The sequence below is a fragment of the Acinetobacter sp. NRRL B-65365 genome, assembly GCF_001605865.1.
GTDB classification, from domain to species: Bacteria; Pseudomonadota; Gammaproteobacteria; order Pseudomonadales; family Moraxellaceae; genus Acinetobacter; species Acinetobacter vivianii.
On the sequence record NZ_LRPD01000027.1, the window covers coordinates 53502 to 73170 of the forward strand.

23 protein-coding genes and 1 pseudogene are annotated in these 19669 nt (G+C 41.0%); all 24 read right to left on the reverse strand.

Annotated features, from left to right (window positions below; all coding sequences use genetic code 11):
- Window positions 1-60 precede the first annotated feature (60 nt).
- The gene (rpsA, locus tag AWW72_RS11565; protein ID WP_004772497.1) at window positions 61-1743 is read right to left on the reverse strand and encodes a 30S ribosomal protein S1; all 1683 of its coding nucleotides are present in this window, start codon (window positions 1741-1743) and stop codon (window positions 61-63) included.
- Window positions 1744-1861: 118 nt separating this feature from the next.
- Entirely contained in the window at window positions 1862-2539 is a 678-nt protein-coding gene (gene cmk / locus AWW72_RS11570; protein WP_062847435.1) for a (d)CMP kinase, read from the reverse strand.
- Window positions 2540-2548: 9 nt separating this feature from the next.
- Window positions 2549-2989: an SRPBCC family protein gene (locus AWW72_RS11575; protein WP_047427874.1), complete on the reverse strand. Its 441-nt coding sequence runs from the start codon at window positions 2987-2989 to the stop codon at window positions 2549-2551.
- A 66-nt stretch (window positions 2990-3055) separates the two neighbouring features.
- Complete coding sequence (gene tadA, locus AWW72_RS11580) at window positions 3056-3565, reverse strand: tRNA adenosine(34) deaminase TadA (protein WP_062847436.1); 510 nt, start codon at window positions 3563-3565, stop codon at window positions 3056-3058.
- A gap of 6 nt (window positions 3566-3571) precedes the next feature.
- Window positions 3572-4696 (reverse strand): enoyl-CoA hydratase/isomerase family protein, encoded by a 1125-nt coding sequence (locus AWW72_RS11585; RefSeq protein WP_171067027.1) that lies wholly within the window; start codon window positions 4694-4696, stop codon window positions 3572-3574.
- Complete coding sequence (gene ung / locus AWW72_RS11590) at window positions 4693-5406, reverse strand: uracil-DNA glycosylase (RefSeq protein WP_062847437.1); 714 nt, start codon at window positions 5404-5406, stop codon at window positions 4693-4695. Before ung ends, AWW72_RS11585 begins: the two co-directional genes overlap by 4 nt.
- A 43-nt stretch (window positions 5407-5449) precedes the next feature.
- Window positions 5450-6046 (reverse strand): 6-pyruvoyl trahydropterin synthase family protein, encoded by a 597-nt coding sequence (locus AWW72_RS11595; protein WP_004772509.1) that lies wholly within the window; start codon window positions 6044-6046, stop codon window positions 5450-5452.
- Between the two features lie 107 nt (window positions 6047-6153).
- Window positions 6154-7113: a type II secretion system minor pseudopilin GspK gene (gene gspK / locus AWW72_RS11600; protein ID WP_062847459.1), complete on the reverse strand. Its 960-nt coding sequence runs from the start codon at window positions 7111-7113 to the stop codon at window positions 6154-6156.
- A gap of 4 nt (window positions 7114-7117) precedes the next feature.
- On the reverse strand, window positions 7118-7735 hold the full coding sequence (gspJ, locus tag AWW72_RS11605; RefSeq protein ID WP_062847438.1) for a type II secretion system minor pseudopilin GspJ: 618 nt from the start codon (window positions 7733-7735) through the stop codon (window positions 7118-7120).
- A pseudogene (gene gspI, locus AWW72_RS19860) lies at window positions 7735-8112 on the reverse strand (type II secretion system minor pseudopilin GspI); the annotation flags it as partial. The gene gspJ and the pseudogene gspI, both read right to left, overlap by 1 nt.
- A 367-nt stretch (window positions 8113-8479) precedes the next feature.
- Entirely contained in the window at window positions 8480-9028 is a 549-nt protein-coding gene (locus tag AWW72_RS11615) for a pilus assembly FimT family protein (RefSeq protein ID WP_062847439.1), read from the reverse strand.
- An 11-nt stretch (window positions 9029-9039) separates the two neighbouring features.
- Window positions 9040-9648: a TetR/AcrR family transcriptional regulator gene (locus AWW72_RS11620; RefSeq protein WP_004772516.1), complete on the reverse strand. Its 609-nt coding sequence runs from the start codon at window positions 9646-9648 to the stop codon at window positions 9040-9042.
- Between the two features lie 40 nt (window positions 9649-9688).
- Entirely contained in the window at window positions 9689-10462 is a 774-nt protein-coding gene (locus AWW72_RS11625) for a TatD family hydrolase (protein WP_005257909.1), read from the reverse strand.
- Window positions 10463-10486: 24 nt separating this feature from the next.
- Window positions 10487-10831, reverse strand: a complete 345-nt coding sequence (locus AWW72_RS11630; protein WP_004772519.1) for a PilZ domain-containing protein — start codon at window positions 10829-10831, stop codon at window positions 10487-10489.
- A gap of 359 nt (window positions 10832-11190) precedes the next feature.
- Window positions 11191-11496, reverse strand: a complete 306-nt coding sequence (locus AWW72_RS11635; protein WP_062847440.1) for a hypothetical protein — start codon at window positions 11494-11496, stop codon at window positions 11191-11193.
- A 200-nt stretch (window positions 11497-11696) separates the two neighbouring features.
- Entirely contained in the window at window positions 11697-12680 is a 984-nt protein-coding gene (locus AWW72_RS11640; protein ID WP_062847460.1) for a DNA polymerase III delta subunit-related protein, read from the reverse strand.
- Window positions 12681-12684: 4 nt separating this feature from the next.
- The gene (gene kdsB, locus AWW72_RS11645; protein WP_062847441.1) at window positions 12685-13446 is read right to left on the reverse strand and encodes a 3-deoxy-manno-octulosonate cytidylyltransferase; all 762 of its coding nucleotides are present in this window, start codon (window positions 13444-13446) and stop codon (window positions 12685-12687) included.
- A gap of 9 nt (window positions 13447-13455) precedes the next feature.
- Complete coding sequence (lpxK, locus tag AWW72_RS11650) at window positions 13456-14463, reverse strand: tetraacyldisaccharide 4'-kinase (protein ID WP_062847442.1); 1008 nt, start codon at window positions 14461-14463, stop codon at window positions 13456-13458.
- 2 nt (window positions 14464-14465) lie between these two features.
- Entirely contained in the window at window positions 14466-16193 is a 1728-nt protein-coding gene (gene msbA / locus AWW72_RS11655) for a lipid A export permease/ATP-binding protein MsbA (RefSeq protein ID WP_062847443.1), read from the reverse strand.
- Window positions 16190-16618 (reverse strand): ExbD/TolR family protein, encoded by a 429-nt coding sequence (locus AWW72_RS11660; protein ID WP_005257922.1) that lies wholly within the window; start codon window positions 16616-16618, stop codon window positions 16190-16192. The genes msbA and AWW72_RS11660 overlap by 4 nt, the downstream gene beginning before the upstream one ends.
- A gap of 14 nt (window positions 16619-16632) precedes the next feature.
- On the reverse strand, window positions 16633-17262 hold the full coding sequence (locus AWW72_RS11665) for a MotA/TolQ/ExbB proton channel family protein (RefSeq protein ID WP_062847444.1): 630 nt from the start codon (window positions 17260-17262) through the stop codon (window positions 16633-16635).
- A gap of 47 nt (window positions 17263-17309) precedes the next feature.
- Window positions 17310-18197 carry a ParB/RepB/Spo0J family partition protein gene (locus AWW72_RS11670; protein WP_062847445.1) on the reverse strand — a complete coding sequence of 296 codons (888 nt, stop codon included), beginning with the start codon at window positions 18195-18197 and terminating at the stop codon, window positions 17310-17312.
- Entirely contained in the window at window positions 18194-18976 is a 783-nt protein-coding gene (locus AWW72_RS11675; protein ID WP_004772534.1) for a ParA family protein, read from the reverse strand. Before AWW72_RS11675 ends, AWW72_RS11670 begins: the two co-directional genes overlap by 4 nt.
- A 17-nt stretch (window positions 18977-18993) precedes the next feature.
- A complete protein-coding gene (gene rsmG, locus AWW72_RS11680) occupies window positions 18994-19629 on the reverse strand; it encodes a 16S rRNA (guanine(527)-N(7))-methyltransferase RsmG (protein WP_004772535.1) in 636 nt (211 codons plus the stop codon).
- Between the last annotated feature and the right edge of the window lie 40 nt (window positions 19630-19669).

Consider the following 19669-nt stretch of genomic DNA (forward strand, 5'->3'; position numbering starts at 1 on the left):
TTACAGTATTTTTGTATAAAAAAGTACGTCTCTGTTACAAGAAACGTACTTTTTAACAAATTACTTCATTTGAGCTTTAATTAAGTCACCAATAGTCTTAGGACCATTGCTTTCTGCAGCTTGAGTTGCAGCAGCTTGGCGAGCATTGTTCACAGCTTCTTTCTCTTCAGCTTCGTCTTTCGCTTTGATAGACAAGTTGATAGAGCGAGATTTGCGATCAACGTTGATGATCTTAGCTTCAACTTCTTGACCAACTTCTAAGAATTTAGTCGCATCTTCAACGCGGTCACGGTTGATTTCAGAAGCTTTAAGTGTTGCTTCGATGTCATCAGCTAATTTAACTGTAGCACCTTTAGCATCAACAGCAGTTACAGTACCTTTAACTAAAGCACCGCGCTCATTCGCAGCCAAGAAGTCATTGAATGGATCGCTGTTTAATTGCTTGATACCAAGGCTGATACGGTTGCCTTCAGCGTCAACAGATAAGATAACTGCTTCAACTGTGTCACCTTTCTTGTAACGACGAATTGCTTCTTCGCCTTGTTCGTTCCAAGAAATATCAGACAAGTGTACTAAACCGTCGATACCACCAGATAAACCGATGAAGATACCGAAATCAGTGATTGACTTGATCGTACCAGAAACTTTTTCGCCTTTTTCATTTGCTTTAGCAAACTCTTCCCATGGGTTAGCACGAGTTTGTTTGATACCCAATGAAATACGACGACGTTCTTCGTCAACTTCAAGAACCATAACATCAACTTCGTCACCGATCTGAACAACTTTAGATGGGTGGATGTTTTTGTTTGTGTGGTCCATTTCTGAAACGTGTACTAAGCCTTCAACGCCTTCAGCGATTTCAGCGAAGCAACCGTAGTCAGTTAAGTTAGTTACACGTGCTTTAACGATAGAACCTTTAGGGTAACGGCTCATGATCGCTAACCATGGATCTTCGCCTAATTGCTTAAGACCTAAAGATACGCGGTTACGCTCGCGGTCAAACTTAAGTACTTTAACTGTAACTTCTTGACCAACTTCAACAACTTCTGAAGGGTGCTTGATACGCTTCCAAGCCATATCTGTGATATGTAGAAGACCATCAATACCGCCAAGATCAACGAACGCGCCGTAATCAGTAAGGTTCTTGATCGTACCTGTAACTGTTTGACCTTCTTCAAGTTGAGCAAGTAATGCTTCACGGTCAGCTGAAGATTCAGCTTCCATAACTGCACGACGAGATACAACAACGTTGTTACGTTTAGCATCAAGTTTGATTACTTTGAACTCTAACTCTTTACCTTCAAGGTGAGTTGTGTCACGGATAGGACGAGTGTCAACTAAAGAACCTGGTAAGAATGCACGTACAGGACCGATGTCAACAGTGAAACCGCCTTTAACCTTACCAGAGATAACACCAGTAACGATTTCGCCGTCTTCAAAGATTTTCTCAAGTTTAGTCCAAGTTTCAGCACGTTTCGCTTTTTCACGTGATAAAACTGTTTGACCCATACCGTTGTCAAGCGCTTCAACAACTACGTCAACAGTATCGCCAACTTGAACTTCAAGTTCACGTTGTTCATTTAAAAATTCAGCACGGTCAACAACGCCTTCAGATTTAAGGCCAGTGTCAACAGTAACCCAGTCAGAATCGATACTAACAACAGTACCTTGGATGACTGCACCCTTTTCAACGTTGAGGTTTAATTCACTTTCTTCAAAGAGGGCTGCAAAAGATTCGGTCATGATATACCTGATAAAGTCCGCGGTCTTGGATCAGACAAGGCCGGTTTAGTTAAGTTGTTACATTGTCCAAAAAATCTGATCAAGCAATGCTTCAACTGAAAATAAAAGGGTTTATCTATTAAATACGGCTATCGATATAGTCCACCATTAACTGAAACACTTCATTGATGCCTATTGTAGAACTATCAATGACATACGCGTCTTCAGCTGGCTTGAGCGGAGCAACAGTTCGCTCCATATCTCTCTTATCTCTAGCCTGTATGTTAGATAAAATGTCGCTTATTTTAGCATCAAGACCCATACCCTGCAACTGTTTTACTCTACGCTCTGCACGAGATTCAGCCGATGCAGTTAAATAAATCTTGGCTTGGGCTTCTGGAAAAATCGATGTCGCCATATCACGTCCGTCAGCTACCAAGCCCGGTGCCTGAATAAATGCACGTTGACGTTCAAATAATGCTTTTCTTAATTCTGGGACAGTTGCCACTTTAGATGCATACTCACCGACCTGCTCTGTGCGAATGGTATTGGTAACATCAATGCCTTCCAGAAAAACAAGTGTTGCAGCTTCTGTAGATTTAAATTCGATATCAAGCTGTGTGGCGTATTCAACACACTGCTCTAGCTTGGTATCTAGCTGATCCAGCAAGCCATGTTGAAACAAAGACAGCCCAAGTAAACGATATAACGCACCAGAGTCTAATAAATTAAAACCATAATGTGCGGCAATTTTTGCAGCCAACGTGCCCTTACCAGAACCACTTGGACCATCAATCGTAATAATATGAACTGTCATTCCCATCTCTTATGAAGCAACTGATTTGGCTAATTTTGAAAAACCTAGTGTAATGGCTGCTTTGAGTTGTGCAAGAACTAATTTACTTACAAAAGGTGCTTTTGCTGTAAATTCAATCTTATAGGTCACCAAAGTTACAAAAGGTGTGACTTCTTTAAAGTCAATTTGCCCTAAATGGTGTTTTACTAATGGATTGTTGATCAACTTATATTCAATTCGTTTATTCTCTTCCAGTAGCGTGATTTCTTCCTGAAGCGGTTTAATCGGACCAAATCCCATGCGGCGAATTGAACCAATCCCGTCAGGACGTTCTGGATCAGCAGAATCTTTCACGCGAACCACCTGTAATGGTGCAAATGCCTTGTTATAGGTTGCGTGTTTTGACAACAAGTCAAAAACCTCAGAGATCGGTGCATTGAATTCTTTTTCTATCGTGATTGCATTACGCATAACTTCGCCTTTTGATTATATCCAAAAACATTGGAGGCTTAGTGTGCCATAACTCATGAGACATTTTTAATCATTTAAGGACGTTTTTGACGAACGGATTTTCTTCTTTTCATTTCTTCTTTGTTTGAAAAAATCACTTAACTGCAAGGAACACTGCGCTTGCAGACAACCTTGCTCAAAAATAAATTTATGATTGTAATAACCACTTTCAAGTAATTGTCTGGCACTGACCAGAGAGCCCGCTTTTGGCTCAGTCGTGGCAAAAACCACACGCTTCACCCGTGCATGCACTAAAGCCCCCACACACATGGTGCAAGGTTCAAGCGTAACATACAGTGTCGTATCTTCAGGTAAACGGTAGTTATTTAAAGACTGACACGCTGCACGTAAAGCCTGTATTTCTGCATGTGCAGTAGGATCTGAAAGTTTAATCGGTGCATTGTATCCTGCACCAATGACCTGATCATCGCTAACAAGAACGGCACCGACAGGAATTTCTCCCTGTGATGCCGCTAATGCAGCCTGCACATAGGCAAGCTGCATCCAGTATTCATCATTATGATTTTCTACAGTCATATCAGCTTAAGCAATCACGCCATAGTGCTTCAACAACGCATTCCAGCTCTCGATATTGGTTACAGGTGCACAGTCACCCAAGATACCTTTAAGTGTTAACTGTTCTGTTGCTTTCCATTCAGGTGATAAGTCTTTATCAACCAGACGGGCACGCACACCTTCAACAAAATCAGGATGACGGATTTTCCATTCAGAAATTTGGGCCTCTAATGCAAAAACTTCATCCCACGCATGGCCTTGTTTACCCCATTGCCATAACAACCAGGTAATTGCTGCAGTGCTTGGTGAACCTTTTTGCAGGTTCTCACTTGCCTGACGTAACCAGTCACTACTTGCATCACTGAGGCCAATAATCGATTGATAGTCATATTCAAAGTTTTGCCCACGACAAACGCTATGAATTACATCAATTGAGTTTTGCAAAGGACCTGCAGCAACAGGACGATGTAAGCTATTCAAGGTATCATCAATCGCACGGAAAGCACCCGCTGGATAATGATTCCAATCGACATTTAAAACCTTTTGCAGAACATTATCGCGTTGTGCTTCACAAATATGCGTTGCCCAACCTACGCTGAATGCGCCCGCTGCGGTCATAATTGAGCCAGTTAAACCGGTAAATAAACCGATTTGACCACGGTCAGCAAGGAAGCGGCTTGCGCCCACATCTGGGTATAAACCGATATTGATTTCAGGCATTGCCAGACGCGAATATGGAGTAACCAAACGGAATGGCGCTGCCATAAACAAGCCTAAACCACCACCCATTACATAGCCTTCACCCCAGACAACGATCGGTTTTGCATAATTATGTAGGAGTAAATCAAGCGCATATTCTTGCTGGAAAAATTGATTCGCTGTTTCAACTTCTTTATTGATGACAAGCTGACGTAATTTACGGACATCCCCACCTGCACAAAATGCTTTTGGTGTCGTCGAATCGAACCAGATCGCTTTAACACTTTCATCTTCATGAAAATGCTCAAATACTTTAAGCAGAGCACTTACAATCGGCTCATCTAAAGCATGCAGTGATTTAGGGCGATTAAGACGAATGATTCGCCAACCATTTTTTGCATGCTCAATAACTAAATCAGGATGATAGCTATTTAAATCGGGAGAAGTCATTATGCGTCCAATTGCCAGTCTATAGGCTCAATGCCATGTTGTTTCAAATATTGATTAGTTTTAGAAAATACTTTACAGCCAAAAAAACCACCACGGTTTGCAGCGAGTGGTGACGGGTGAGCTGCTGTTAGAACAAGATGCTTGTTACGGTCGATACGTTGCCCTTTACGCTGTGCATAAGCACCCCATAAAATAAACACAATATGTTCGCACTGCTCATTCAATACATCAATGACTGAATCGGTAAAGTCTTCCCATCCCTGTTTTTGATGTGAAGTTGGCTGTCCTGCCGCGACCGTAAGTACACTGTTGAGCAATAACACACCTTGTGCCGCCCATTTACTCAAGTCACCATGACGAGAAACAGGAACACCCAGATCAGTATTTAATTCGTGAAAAATATTACGCAAAGATGGCGGTAATGCAACCCCTCTTTGCACAGAAAAGCTTAAACCATTGGCCTGATTTGGACCATGATAAGGATCCTGCCCTAGAATCACGACCTTCACTGCATTTAATGGTGTGGTATTCAATGCATTAAAGATTTGCTTGCTTGGTGGATAGATGACTCTTTCTGCAAGTTTTTCTTGTTGTAAAAACTCACGCAAATTATCCATTTTAGGGCTCAGAAGAAACTCTGATAATGAGATTTTCCAAGACTCGTCCAACTGAACTTTATTAAGTTTGTCCTGTTGCTGTTCAGTAAGTTGCATCAACATTCCTTGAAATAAATTCTTTTATTTAAGTGAAGAATACTTAAATATTAACTTGTAACTCTACATTCGGATTCTGGAATTTTGTTCCTTTTTTCAGGTTTTCGTACATCTGAACGTCGCTCCATTCAGCCTGTACCTGTTCTGAAAAGACAATCTGTTCCAGACTCAATTCGCCCATTTGTGTATTTTCAATATCTTCCTGAAAACTCTGTGCATAGCCAGTATCTGTTTCATGCACAATCACTGAATACACTTCAACGTCCCCTTCACCATTCTGGGTAACAGTTGAATTTAACACTTGCTGAGCGAGATAGAAAAAGATACGCGAAAACTGTTCTGCCGATGGCGAAACGGGTAAGGAAATCCAGCGCGCACTGAATGTCTTACATGCATCAATATAAGCAGGGTCATCTTTCTGCCAAAAACAGATTGCATGATCGAAGCTATCATATAGCTCCTTAATAACGCCTTTGAGTAAGCCGAAATCATAGACCATTTGCCCATGATCCAGCTTTGACGCTTTTAATAATAATTCAACTTTATAACTATGCCCATGAATCGAACGCTTACAACGATCCGATGTACAGTTACGTACAATATGAGCATTCTCAAACTTAAACAATTTACGAATTAACATGCACCAAGCTAATCTTTATCTGCAAACGAATTTTATTATAAAGCAAAAAAACATGGATTGGGATTGATTTTAAACCTTGTCACCATTTGATTAACCAATCCAGAAATTTACTGGAAAGGCGAAAGACTTCTTGAATAAACAGTCACTTGCTTATCCTTACGTGCTAAAGAGCTGGTAAATTGACGTTTTCGTTCGCTTAAAACCACTTCAATTTGTGCAGTAAAATAGTTGGATTTACTATCCAGCAAATCAGCGGCATCAGATTTATTCTGTTCTTCTATCCCAGAAAATGCATTGAGCTGCCATAAATCTTCAATATTATTGAAATAAGTCAAATTCGCCTGTTTCGCTTTTAGCTCTTGTTCAACCGCTTTTACATCGACTTTTGGATCAATACTGGCCAATAACAAGGCTGATGCCGTATTCATGTTGACCTTGGTTTGCTCAGGTAATGCCGTGACATAGGGTTTAATCAAATCATAATTCTTACCCTCAAATCCTCTGACCAGTTTCAACTCTTCTACACTGTGGAATTTGGTATTTGGCGTTAGATAAGCAGGATCCAAACCCTGATAATAACTACTTTCGGCTCCCATTGGCCCCGTGGTTTCATCATCAACATCTTGCCAGTCAATTACGGCCTGACTTAACTCAGCAGGCAAACCTACCCGTTGCAGCAGCTTTTCAAACCAGCGTTGCGCAGCTTCATCCACCTTTGTTCCATCGGCTTTCACCAGATTGTTAAGATTAAATTTTCCAGACTCATCAACCAAACGACCAGAAACATATCCATCATCTACAGGAAATGGCGGCATCGGTTTTGCCCAGTTTTCCTGTAAATGGTCAATACTTTCCCCATTATCGCTATCTTGTATCAGCAATTCCGAGAAAAATGCCTCTGCACTTTTTGCATAAAGCAGAGACTGGTTTTGACGCATTAAATAGCCCGTGTTTTCGGCAGTATTGGTTTGTCGCTTGGCAATGGTCGCCGCTAGAATGGTCGCCAAAGCTACCATTACCAGAATCGTTAATAGAGCGATGCCATGTTGAGATGAATGTTTTTTCATGACACTACTGGCCGCCTGCATCTGAATTATTATTGAGCAGACTATAAATCCACTCGTAGTCTGTACCAGCCACTGTCAACTGAACTTTGATTCCAAACGGTAATTTCTTCAGTTCAGCGATATTACTTGGATCACTATTTTCAGGCCATTGCGTCAATTCTTGTGGGTTCAAAACCATCACTTTAAATTGATCTACATTTTCCAATAGAGTACTTGAAACAGGTTGTACCCGATTAGGAATATTCAGATTTGAATATTTGAGGCGATAAACTTTCTTTTGTTCAGCATCATAACGATATTCAATACGCTCGTAAGGCGACAAACCTTGTTTCAGTGGGTCAGAAACACCAGCCTTGCTGAATGCAAAGTGCTGATCATTCAAGACAAGCGCAGCTTGCAACTGTCGTCCATCATTAGCTGTCAAAGGTATGATCTGCAAACTATCCCGCAAGAACTGCTGATAAGCATCCTGCAAAGCAAATAAGTGCAATTCATGTTCTGCATTACGGTCTTTTACTTTTAATAAATAGTCAAACACTTTCCAGCCCAGCATAGAAAGTACTGCAAAGATTGCAATTGCAACCAACAACTCGACCAGAGTAAATGCGCGTGTATATTTCATTATGTTCTAGCTTTGGCAGGATAGTTAAAGAACACAAGATTGGTAATCCCCGCTTCGACCTTACCTTGTTCTTTATTAAATAAACTGACTTGTAATTCAATTCGCTGGATTTTAGGGCTGATTGTAGATTGTGCTTTTTTATCGATTTGCCAAGTTTCCCCTTGAGAGGTCACTTGCTTGGATTGTGTTCCATCCAGCCATTCTTGATTCATTTCCATCATTGCCACTTCATTCATGGCCACAAATTGTGCTTTGGTTCTTAAAATGGCATTTGATGTCGATTGCGTATATTGCATCGCCACCTTGGTTAACGCAATCGCAGCAACAGCAAAGATCGCCAACGCCACCATCACTTCTAGTAGAGTAAATCCTGAAGCAGGTCTACGCCGAGCAACGCTCGGCCCTGCTGCAAGGCCGAAAGCTACGCTTGAGGTGCGAGGTTTCTGCCGTACTGAAAGATAAGAAGCTATGCTTCGAGTTACAGGATCAGTGAAACAACGTTTCACCCTGAGAAGCTCTGCTTCGCAAGAAGACGGAGAGCTATGCTCGATGTGAGCACTATTAAATCGAGCAAAGCTCGATCGTGTCGCAAGATGAGAAGCTATGCTTCGAGTTGCAGGATTAGAGAAACAACGTTTCACCCTGAGAAGCTCTGCTTCACAAGAAGACGGAGAAGCAATGCGTGATATAGATAGTTTCCGCACCGCAACAGAAGAACCACTCTCTGGACAATATACTAAAGACTTAATTTTCATTGACTTTGCCCAAATGATCCAGCTCAAACTCATGTCCAATCGGCTGTTGCGCATAATAAAACTGGATTCGGACAGGCTTCGCTTCACCATTTCCAAACCAGATCAGTTGAGGAGCCTTACCGCCAAGTAAGTCTTCATTTTTTGCCTTGTTATAATTTGCTGTATCTAAACTTTGTATACTCAAAGATACATTATTGGGTAATTGACGTGTCTTAAACTCTTTATACAGTTGCCAAGTGCGGTCTGCCTGCTGAATCTGTTCAAGACTTTGGTCATGATATTCATAGAGGTTATAACTGAAAGGTGCAACATCCGTCGCATTTTGAGTATTTAACGCAAAAACTTTTGCCTGATCAGTGGCTTCTTTATTAATTTTTTTCAGATCGAGAATAAACATCTCTCGGGCTTGCATGGCGCGGCGTTGATCAACCCCACCGATATTCAAAACCACAAGAGATGCCATAATCGTCATAATAACGATCACCACCATCACCTCAATCAGGGTAAAAGCCTTTTGTGAATGCTTTGGTGATCTCATTATCATTTCAACTATGCAAGCGCAGTTTCGACCAGCTTCGGTAATGCCAAAGCCTGTTCAATATAAGCGACACGTAAGGTATCTCGTGAACCCAGATAACGCTGATAGAAACTCGAATTCAGGATAACGGCTGCGCCATAGGTCAAAGACCAGATCGAAGCAAGGTAATCCCGCGTTGTCATGGTACTGTTAATGCCCAGCAAATAACTTTCCGTCATTCGAATAATGATACGCAAACGCTGTCTACGCACCTTATATAGCTCACTGAAGAGTAATTGGATACCCTGTCCAGTGGTCGAAAGCCGCTCTTCTATCTGATGGAATAAGGCCGTACGCTCAGGATGATGCAAATGGTGCAACATAAAGAAAGCCAAATGTTCAGGAAATGCCTTTTCAGTATCCTGAATCATTTCCAATAACATGCGCTCATTACGAATAATCAGCAACATATACAGCTCATCTTTACTTTGAAAATGCTTATATAACGTGCCTTTAGCAAGATCCAGCTCAGCTGCCAACGCATCCAGCGTCATGCCTGCTTCACCATTTTCTAACAGGAGTTGCTCCGCGATTTGAAAAATTAATACTTCTCGTGCTCTAAACTGAGCTTGACGATCCATTTTCACGTAATAACTCTCTTTCCTAATACAACAAAACCGTTTATTTCAAATTTAAGAGATTTTCAAAATTTTGTGTTGTAATCATGCCAATCTCTTCAACCGATTTATCATATACATCACTTAATGCTTTTGCTACAAAAGGAACATATTTCGGTTCATTGCTTTTACCGCGATAAGGCACTGGCGCTAAATAAGGACTATCTGTTTCTATCAAAAGACGATCAAGCGGCACTTGCTTTGCCACATCCCGTAAATCCTGAGCATTTTTAAAAGAAACAATCCCAGAAAAAGAAATATAGTAACCACAATCCAAAACAGCTTTTGCTGTTTCCCAATCTTCGGTAAAACAATGCAAAATACCATGGGTAGACTGTTCTGCACGAATAATATCAATGGTATCGTGCTTGGCTGCACGAGTATGCACAACCACAGGCTTTTTCACGATTTTTGAAGCTTCAATATGTCGGGCAAAGCAACGCTTTTGTTCCTCGACGAAATCTGTACTGTGATAATAATCCAGTCCCGTTTCACCCAAAGCCCACACTTTATCGGATTGAGCAAGATTGACGAGATAGTCTGTTGTCGCGCGCGCCATCACCTGTTCATCTTCACATGGATGAACACCGACAGAATACCCAACATCATCGTGTCGGGATGCAATTTCTGCCAACTTTATATGATCTTCAAGATCAACCGAAATGCCCATGAATTTCGAAACACCAGCAAGACGGGCTTGCTCAAGTGCCTGATCCAAGTCACCTTGATAAGGGCTTAGATCCAACATGGTTAAATGGCAATGCGTATCAACAAACACTCTTCTATCCTATTTACTTCATAACTACATGGTATAACTTGGACGATCCAGACCTTTGGATCCGGCCAGCAATTTCTCAGCTTCATTTTTATAATACACGCCTTTTTCACCAGCGAGCTGTATTGCAAAACCTTGTGGCTTAAAATGTGTCTGTTTATGAGAAATCCAGATCACTTTCCCAGTCAATGGAATCTTTTGGGATTGTTCTGGAAGAGTTGCTAGTACAAAAACTTCCTGTCCCATTTTCACCGCTTGTTTAGTTGGCACAAATAAACCGCCGCCTTGTACAAAAGGCATATAACTTGATTGTAAGGTCGCTTTGTCTGGAATGTTGACCTGTATAATTCCGCCCATCATTTGTGGTTGCATAACTTTCCCCTGTTCAATATTGAAACATCAAAATCTAGAACGTCTACTTTCGACGTATAAAACATCCGAATGTTTCCATCTGATTTATAGCCTTATCTTTCGTGATCGTTCATTTAATATCTATACGTCTTATATGACTGAATTATAGAAAACAATCCTGCAAACAACAAATGATGTTTAGGTTAAATACAATTTAGGGCATTTAAAAAAGCAGCTTATTTATCACTTTTTCGAATAATACGTGCCGTAGTTTTACAACAGATGACAACTTAAAAGAAATGACAACAAAAATACAGATGTGATTTAGAAAAAAAACCGCTCTTGTGAGCGGCTTTTTAACAAGGATAATAATAAAGTTTTTATTTTTCAGTACATTTATAATCAAAGTCTAATTTACTAATCGCTTGATCGGTATTTCTGGCAATGACAGAAATGTTGTTGGCCCCAGCTTCAATATAAAATTTACCACTGAACTGATTTGCGCCAGTACCACGGACATGATTGAAAGAGTAGCTATATACACATTCGTAAGCTTGTGATCCCGCATTAGACGCATTAATCTGAAAAGATGATCCATTAATATTCGAAATAAACTTCGGTTCAGCCATTGCCATGCTGGGTAAAATTACAAATGACAACGCAATCGCGATAGATTTAATTTTCATCTCAATATTCCTTATTTTTTAATATTATTGTGAAGTGTTTCACATTTTATATTCTTTTTTGATCAAGGATTAAAGAGCAATGTACATTTTAGATACAATTTTTACATAAATAATATAAAACAAGGTAATGAACTTATTTTCAGTCCAGTTCATTCCCTGTTTTATTGAAACAATCAGTCAGCCGAGTACTTAAAGCACGATTAAGCTACATTCATCAACTGAATAAACAGCTCATCCATTACCAGTTGGGTTTGAACATTCTGCTCAACCATGCGTTTTTTCTGCTGCAAATCAGAATAGATTCCAAATAGCTGCTCAAGGTTATAACACTCTACCAAACGACTAAAATCCAGATCATCATTTTTAAGCGCCTGATTGAGTTTCAAACTCACCAAATCACCCAGCAGATACTCAAACATGGTCATAAATTCTGAAAAATTAAGCTCTTTAGACCATTTGTTTGAATAGTTCAAAGGCATATTTTTTTCTGCCACCAGCTTCAACCAGTCAGTAAGGAAAATAGCGCGTTTCTGCAACCACTCACTTTTTTCAATTTCAATCGCCGTTAGCGGCATATCATTGGCAAGATTCAGCAATAATGACACTTGGCTTGATGAAATTTCTGGAATTTGCTGTTTGACAAAAGTCTGCGCATCGTCAAGCGTTAAACGATCTAACGCAAAATGCTGTAATCGACTGCGAATGGTTGCGGGTAATTTCAAATAATGATCAGCAAGTAAAATCAATACGACTCGCTCACCCGGTTCTTCTAGCGTTTTCAACAAAGCATTTGCAGAGGCTGTGTTTAATGCTTCCGCAGGCTCGATGACCACAACACGCCAGCCTTCACCTGTTTGTTGGACAAATGGCAGTAAGTCACGTATTTTCTCGATCTTGATTTTTGCGTTTTGTTTTTTATTTTCTTCGTCTGTCGTGATATGCACATAATTAGGATGCGTATCCGATTTTAGCCATTGGCAGCTTGTACATTCACCACAAGCAGCTTGTGCCTGTTTATTTAAACAAAGCACCCAAGCAACAAAACGTTCAGCAAACTCTTTTTTGGCACAGCCTTTTTTGCCATAAAATAATAACCCATGTCCCAGATGAGGAAATCGAGTACTGAGAAGTTCCCAAGTCTGTGCATGCCAGGGATACAGTGTTTTCATTTGAGTATCGACCATAATCTTATTCAAATGCACTCACAGGCATTGTATTGAGACGATCTAAATCCGCCTGTGTATCTACGCCTGGGGGTAAGTTCGCTTCTGCAACATCAATCGCAATGCGATGACCATTTTCCAAAACACGTAATTGCTCTAGGCTTTCCAGTTTCTCCAGATTGCCCTGTTCCCAAGTCACGTATTCTTGCAATAATTTCACACGGTAAGCATATAGACCTAAATGACGGAAAGCCTGTGTGTGTAGCGTTGGTACAGCTTGTTTTACGCCGTCACGATAATAAGGAATGGTCGCACGACTAAAATAAAGCGCTTCATTATGATTGCTCATCACCACTTTCACGATGCTATCACGTTGAAATTCATCTAACTGATGGATCGGCTCGCACAAAGTAGACATTGAGCATTGTGGATTATCAATCAAAAGCTGTGTGACCTGTTGTACCAGTTGAGCAGGCAATAAAGGCTCATCACCTTGTACGTTCACAATCACATCGTCTGCTGACCAACCTTTGATACGAGCAACTTCACTTAAACGATCCGTGCCAGATGGATGCTCAGGATTGGTTAAAACCACATCCACACCTTCGGCCTGACAAACCTCGGCAATACGTGGATCATCTGTTGCAACACACAAATCATCAAAACCAGCAACTTTTTTTGCTTGATCTACCACCCGCAAAATCATCGGTCGACCATGAATAAGGAGTAATGGTTTTCCTGGCAAACGAGAGCTCGCAAAACGAGCAGGAATAACAATATGCTTCATGATAGATCTCTAAGAAAGTTGAATCCCGACCTGTTTTAATTGCTGTTTTAACAACACATAACAGTCAGGTGATAATACTGCTTCGACGGGTACCACCCAAATCGGAATATTAAATTCAGGATGTTGCTTTAATAATGCCTTGAATTTTACGGCATCTTTTTCCGTGGTAATGATTGCATCTGGATTATCAAAACTTAAATCAGCAATTTCATAATCATGATGATCTGGAAATTCATGCGCTTGATATTGATCAACTTCGAGCTTACTCAAGGTCTGGTAAAAACGCTGTGGGAAACCAATACCCACCACCGCATTAAAATACTGCTTTGGATCAAACCAAGGCGCGTCCAGATTGGCATTTAATAAATAAGGCTGGCCTACTTCTAGATGCATGTTCTGCTTAGGTTGAGCAACTTTGGTATGTTCAATCACTGTACTGTGGTTTAGGCGTGATTTAGGCTCTCTTAAATAACCTTCTGGCAATAATTTCTCATTACCCAAACCACGATTTTGATCCAGTACAATCCATTCAATTTCGCGTGCTAAGGCCCAATGCTGTAAACCATCATCACTAATAATCAAGTCAAGTTGTTGATTTTGCAGTAACAGCTCGATTGCCGCTTGACGATTCGGACCAACAGCCATCGGAACTTGTGTAGACTGCACAATAAGACAAGGTTCATCGCCAGCAGCATCAGGCTCGGAGGATTGAGTAACCAAGAGCGGAAAAGGCCCTTCAGCCCCATAACCACGACTGATCACACCCACCCGAACGCCCTGCTGTTGCAAGTATTTGACCAACTGGATCAACAAAGGTGTTTTGCCGCTACCACCGACCGTAATATTACCAATCACCATGACTGGGACTGGTGCTTTATACACTTTTTTTAGACCATTTTTATAAAGTGCCCGATTGGTACAGAAGCCCAATCGATACAACCATGACAGTGGGCGCAACACCACCAACCATGAAGCCTGTTCATTCCAGGCATCCTGAATACGTTGCGCCATCGACATGCTTAGTCTTCCTCAAAATTGCGTTGATGTAATTGATAATACATACCATGCTTAGCCAACAGCTCAGCGTGAGTACCTTGCTCAATAATCTGGCCTTTATCCATCACCACGATCAGATCCGCATTTTCAACAGTTGATAAACGGTGTGCAATCACGATGGTAGTACGACCTTGCATCGCTTCATCAAAGGCTTGTTGGATAAAGTATTCAGATTCATTATCCAGCGCACTGGTTGCTTCATCTAAAATCAAGATTGGAGAATCTTTAAGAATTGCACGGGCAATCGCAATACGTTGACGCTGGCCACCTGAAAGGTTTAAGCCCTGCGCACCCAGAATTGTGTCGTAACCTTGTGGCAGATTCATGATGAAGTCATGTGCATAAGCTGCTTTCGCTGCTGCAATCACCTGCTCATCACTTGAATCTTGTAATTGACCATAAGCAATATTGTCACGTACTGAACGGTTAAATAGTACAACTTGCTGATTCACTGTGGCAATTTGAGAGCGTAAATAAGCCAGCTCAATTTCTTTGACAGCAATACCATCATAATAAATCTGACCTTCACTTAGCTCTTGAAAACGTGGCAGCATGTTAACCAATGAGGTCTTACCCGCACCAGAACGCCCAACCAAAGCAACAGTTTGTCCTGCTTTGATGGTTAAAGAGAAATCTTTAATGGCATGTGTACCATCTTCATAACGTAAGTTCGCATGATCAAATTGAATATTGCCTTTTAACACAGGTTTCAACTGACCATCGTTAACTTCTTCAGGTAAATCTAATAACTCAAATACTGAATGTGCTGCAGCCAAACCGCGTTGCAGTTTTTCATTGATATCAGTCAAATTCTTTACAGGTTTAGAAATTAAACCAGCAGCAGTAATGAATGAAATGAACTCACCCGCAGAGGTATCGCCAAACACTTGCGGACGTAGTGCTAACCAAAGGATGATTGCCATTGCCATCGACAACAAAAGCTGAATGATTGGGCTATTGATATTTTGCACCACAACCATTTTCAAACCACGACGTAAGTTTTCTTCAGAAGACTTATAAAAGCGCTTCTGTTCAAACTCTTCGCCAGTAAAGCTTTTCACAACCGAGTTTGCGGTAATGGTTTCTTGTACCACATGGTTCACATCACCCATGGTATTTTGTACTTGAATCGAGAGCTTACGCATCTTCTTCGATGCGATTCTGACCAAAATACCAATAAACGGCATGAAAACGACGATACATAGGGTTAAACGCCAGTTGGTATAGAGTAGATAACTCAACAAACCAATAACAATCAAACCATCTTTAATCAAAGTCTGCAAAGACTCAGAGGATGCCGCGGTGAGCTGCTCAACGTTATACATCAGCTTTGCGCTGATATGACCCGCACTGTTATCAAGATAATACTGAGCTGGCAGTCTTAGAAGTTTTGCATACACTTCCTGACGAATACTGAATACCAGACTCCGCGAAATCACCGCTGAGAAATATCCACCGAGGAATAAACCTACGCCACGGAAGAACATTAACAAGACGATGAGTGCAGGAAACCAGTCCAGATTCTCACGACTACCATTTTGAATTGCATCGATAATGTATTTAAGCAACTTTGCCACAGAAACTTCTGTAGCAGCGTTGATACCAAAACCAAGCAAGACAAATAAGGCAACGCCCCAATAAGATTTTAAATACGATATTAAGCGGACATAAACCTTAAAATCTTGATTCACTCAGTAAAACCTCTAGTTGGAACTTTAGTGCTGATATTGACGTTCATAAAGCCAAGCTGGCCTGCCACATCCATCACCCGAATCACATCTTGATGAGTGGCTTTCGCATCAGCAGCAATAATAAACATCAAATCGCGACGATCTTGAGCAACCTGCTTGATCGCAGTACTTAAATCGGCAATATCTTTACTGGATAAAGCCTGACCATTCACAGCATAATGCCCTGTGGAGTCTACCATGATTTCAATTTTGTGATCGAACTGTTTAGGCGGAACCCCTTGTGCATCGGGCAGTGTCAGATTTATACGACTTTGTTGACTAAAAGTCGTGGATAATAATAAAAACACCAAAATAAATAACATACAGTCAATCATTGGTGTCAAATTAATATGAATATCTTCAACTTGAGAACGTTTAAATTTCATGATGCCACCTCGGCTCAGCTTGCACGACGGTGTTCTTGTAAAGGAGACGCTTTTTTATAGAAAAGCGCAGCATGAAATAAAGTCGATTGCTGTTCCAACTCTGCAACATATTCATGCACGACACGTTGAAAATAACGATAGGCAATCATTGCAGGAATCGCAATCAGCATCCCCACGGCTGTGGTAATCAAGGCTTTTGAAATCCCAGGCATCATCATGCTGGCATTGCCCGCAGAACCGACATCAATCACCAAAAATGATTCAATGATTCCCAGTACGGTACCGAGTAAACCCAGCAAAGGTGCAATTGCACTTAATGTACCAAGGAAATTAATATTTTTTTCTAAGGCGCTAATCTCTTGCGAAGCAGCGGCTTCCATTTGCGCACGGGCAAATTGTTCACCCTGATCCTGATGATCATAACCTGCTTTTAAAATACGTCCGAGTGGACTTTTCAAAGCGTCATCCTGCTCAAGCTGTGCAATCACAGTATCAGCATCTGTCGCATTGACCAGTAAAGCCTGAGGTAAAACTTGTGATCGCTTTAAACGAATATATCGTTCAATCGTAATCGCAACCGTAAAAATTGATGACAGAATAAGGGGCAGCATTAACCAGCCACCCGCTTTCACAAGTTCCCACATATTATTCCCCAATAATATTTAAAATATAAAAGGACGTATCCTAAATATTAGTTAGGTAAACAAATATTGAGGATTCCATCCAACTCATCCAATGAGTGGTAGTGAATGACCATTTTCCCTTTACCTTTCTGGTTATGGTCAATTTTTACATTTGCTCCGAAACGTTCTGACAGTTTCTGAGTCAATTGTTCAATGTCAGGAGAAATCTGAGCCTTTTCCTTTTCAGGTTTTGGTTCACTCCACTCACGTACTAGCTGTTCAGTTTGACGTACCGATAAACCTTTTTCAATCACGATCTTCGCGACTGAAATCTGGTCTTTGGTTTTTAGCGCGAGAATAGCACGCGCATGTCCCATATCGATTTGACCTTGTTGCATCAGGTCTTTAATCGGATCAGCAAGACTCAAGAGGCGCAATAAGTTGCTCACGGTGGTACGTGCCTTACCAACGGTATCGGCAATTTCCTGATGACTTAAACCGAACTCATCATGGAAACGCTGTAAAGCCATTGCCTGATCAATTGGATTTAAATCCTGACGCTGAATGTTTTCAATTAACGCTAAAGCAATGGCAACCTGATCATTTAAATCACGCACAATCGCAGGAATTTCAGTCAAACCTGCCAATTGCGCTGCGCGCCAACGACGCTCACCGGCAATAATTTCGTATGGTTGCTGCTCATCGTCGACAGGACGAATGACAATCGGTTGCATCACACCATGTTTTTCAATCGATGCTGCAAGCTCTTGTAAGTCTTGTTCATGAATAAAGCGACGTGGCTGATATTCACCACGTTTTAATAAATTGACATCAATTTGCTTGAGTTGACCATGATCCAAGGCCTGTGCTTCAAGTTGCAATTTCTCTTTTTGAATTGAACCTAATAGCGCATCTAAACCACGACCTTTAGCCAATCCGCGTTTTTTGATGCTCATACAGCGCTTCCTTTTTTCACTTTACTTTTCTTCAATATTTCTGCAGCGAGATTCAAATATGAAATAGCGCCTTTAGAACTTTTCTCAAAATAGATCACAGGTAAACCATGTGCTGGCGCTTCCGCCAAACGGATATTACGAGGAATCACGGTCTCGTATAACTTTTTACCAAAATATTGCTCTAACTCGGCAGACACATCACGTGTCAATGCATTACGAGCGTCATACATGGTACGTAATACCCCTACAATTTCCAAGTTTGGATTAAGGGCTTTTTGTATACGGTCAATGGTTTGCGTAAGATCAGCCAAACCTTCCAGTGCATAGTATTCACATTGCATCGGGATAATCACGCCATTTACGGCAGCTAAGGCATTGACAGTAATCAAGCTAAGACTTGGCGCACAATCGACAATGATATAATCAAAAGCAGATTCTACTTCCTGCAAGGCATTTTTAAGAATGAACTCACGCCCTTCCTGTTCTGCAATTGCTAGCTCTACCCCAGCAAGTTCACGGTTCGCACCTAAAACCTTATAACCGACTTCTGCTTTCTGAATCGCAGTTTCAATCGGCACTTCACCCAGTAACACATCTGTCACCGAGTACAGTAAATCATTCTTTTGAATGCCAGACCCCATGGTGGCATTCCCTTGTGAGTCCATATCAACTAACAAGACACGTTTTTTCAAGATCGCCAAAGAGGCAGCAAGATTGACTGCTGTCGTGGTTTTCCCTACACCACCTTTTTGGTTTGCAATCGCAATAATTTGAGCCATGATTACCCTTAATATTTTTATTGAATACGTTGAAGTAAAAGTAAATGACGTTGTTCATCTAATCTCGGGACACGAAGTTCAATGATCTTACATGAATACTCATCTTTCATTTGCTCAATTTCATCAGCTGGAATCAAGCCTTTCATTGCAGCAATAATACTCTGCTCATGCATATATGGTTGTGCAGCATCGACAAAGTCGGTTAAAGACGCAAATGCGCGACTTGTAATGACATCGAACTGACCCAACTCACCAATACTATCTTCATTTTCAACACGTGTTTGAACTGCAATTACATTTTGCAGTTTCAAGTCAGCAATAAACTGCTTCAGGAAACGAATTTTTTTCCCGTTCGAATCCAAAAGGACACAAGAACGTTCTGGTTGGCATAATGCAATGATCATGCCTGGCATTCCACCACCCGTTCCTACATCTAATAAACGACCTTGCGGCAAATCATTCAAGATACTTAAGCTATCTAATAAATGTTTAACCAGCATTTCTTTCGGCTCACGAATAGCCGTTAAATTATATGCCTTATTCCACAGCACCAGAGCATCTTGATATTTCAATAAGAGTGTTAGGGTGTCCTCACTCAGGTTCAGACCCAGAGCTTGACTACCTTGCTTTAATTCTTGAAAAAAAGGATGCATAACAGTGCAACATCTCGATAAATTTGCTGTGCAGTATACC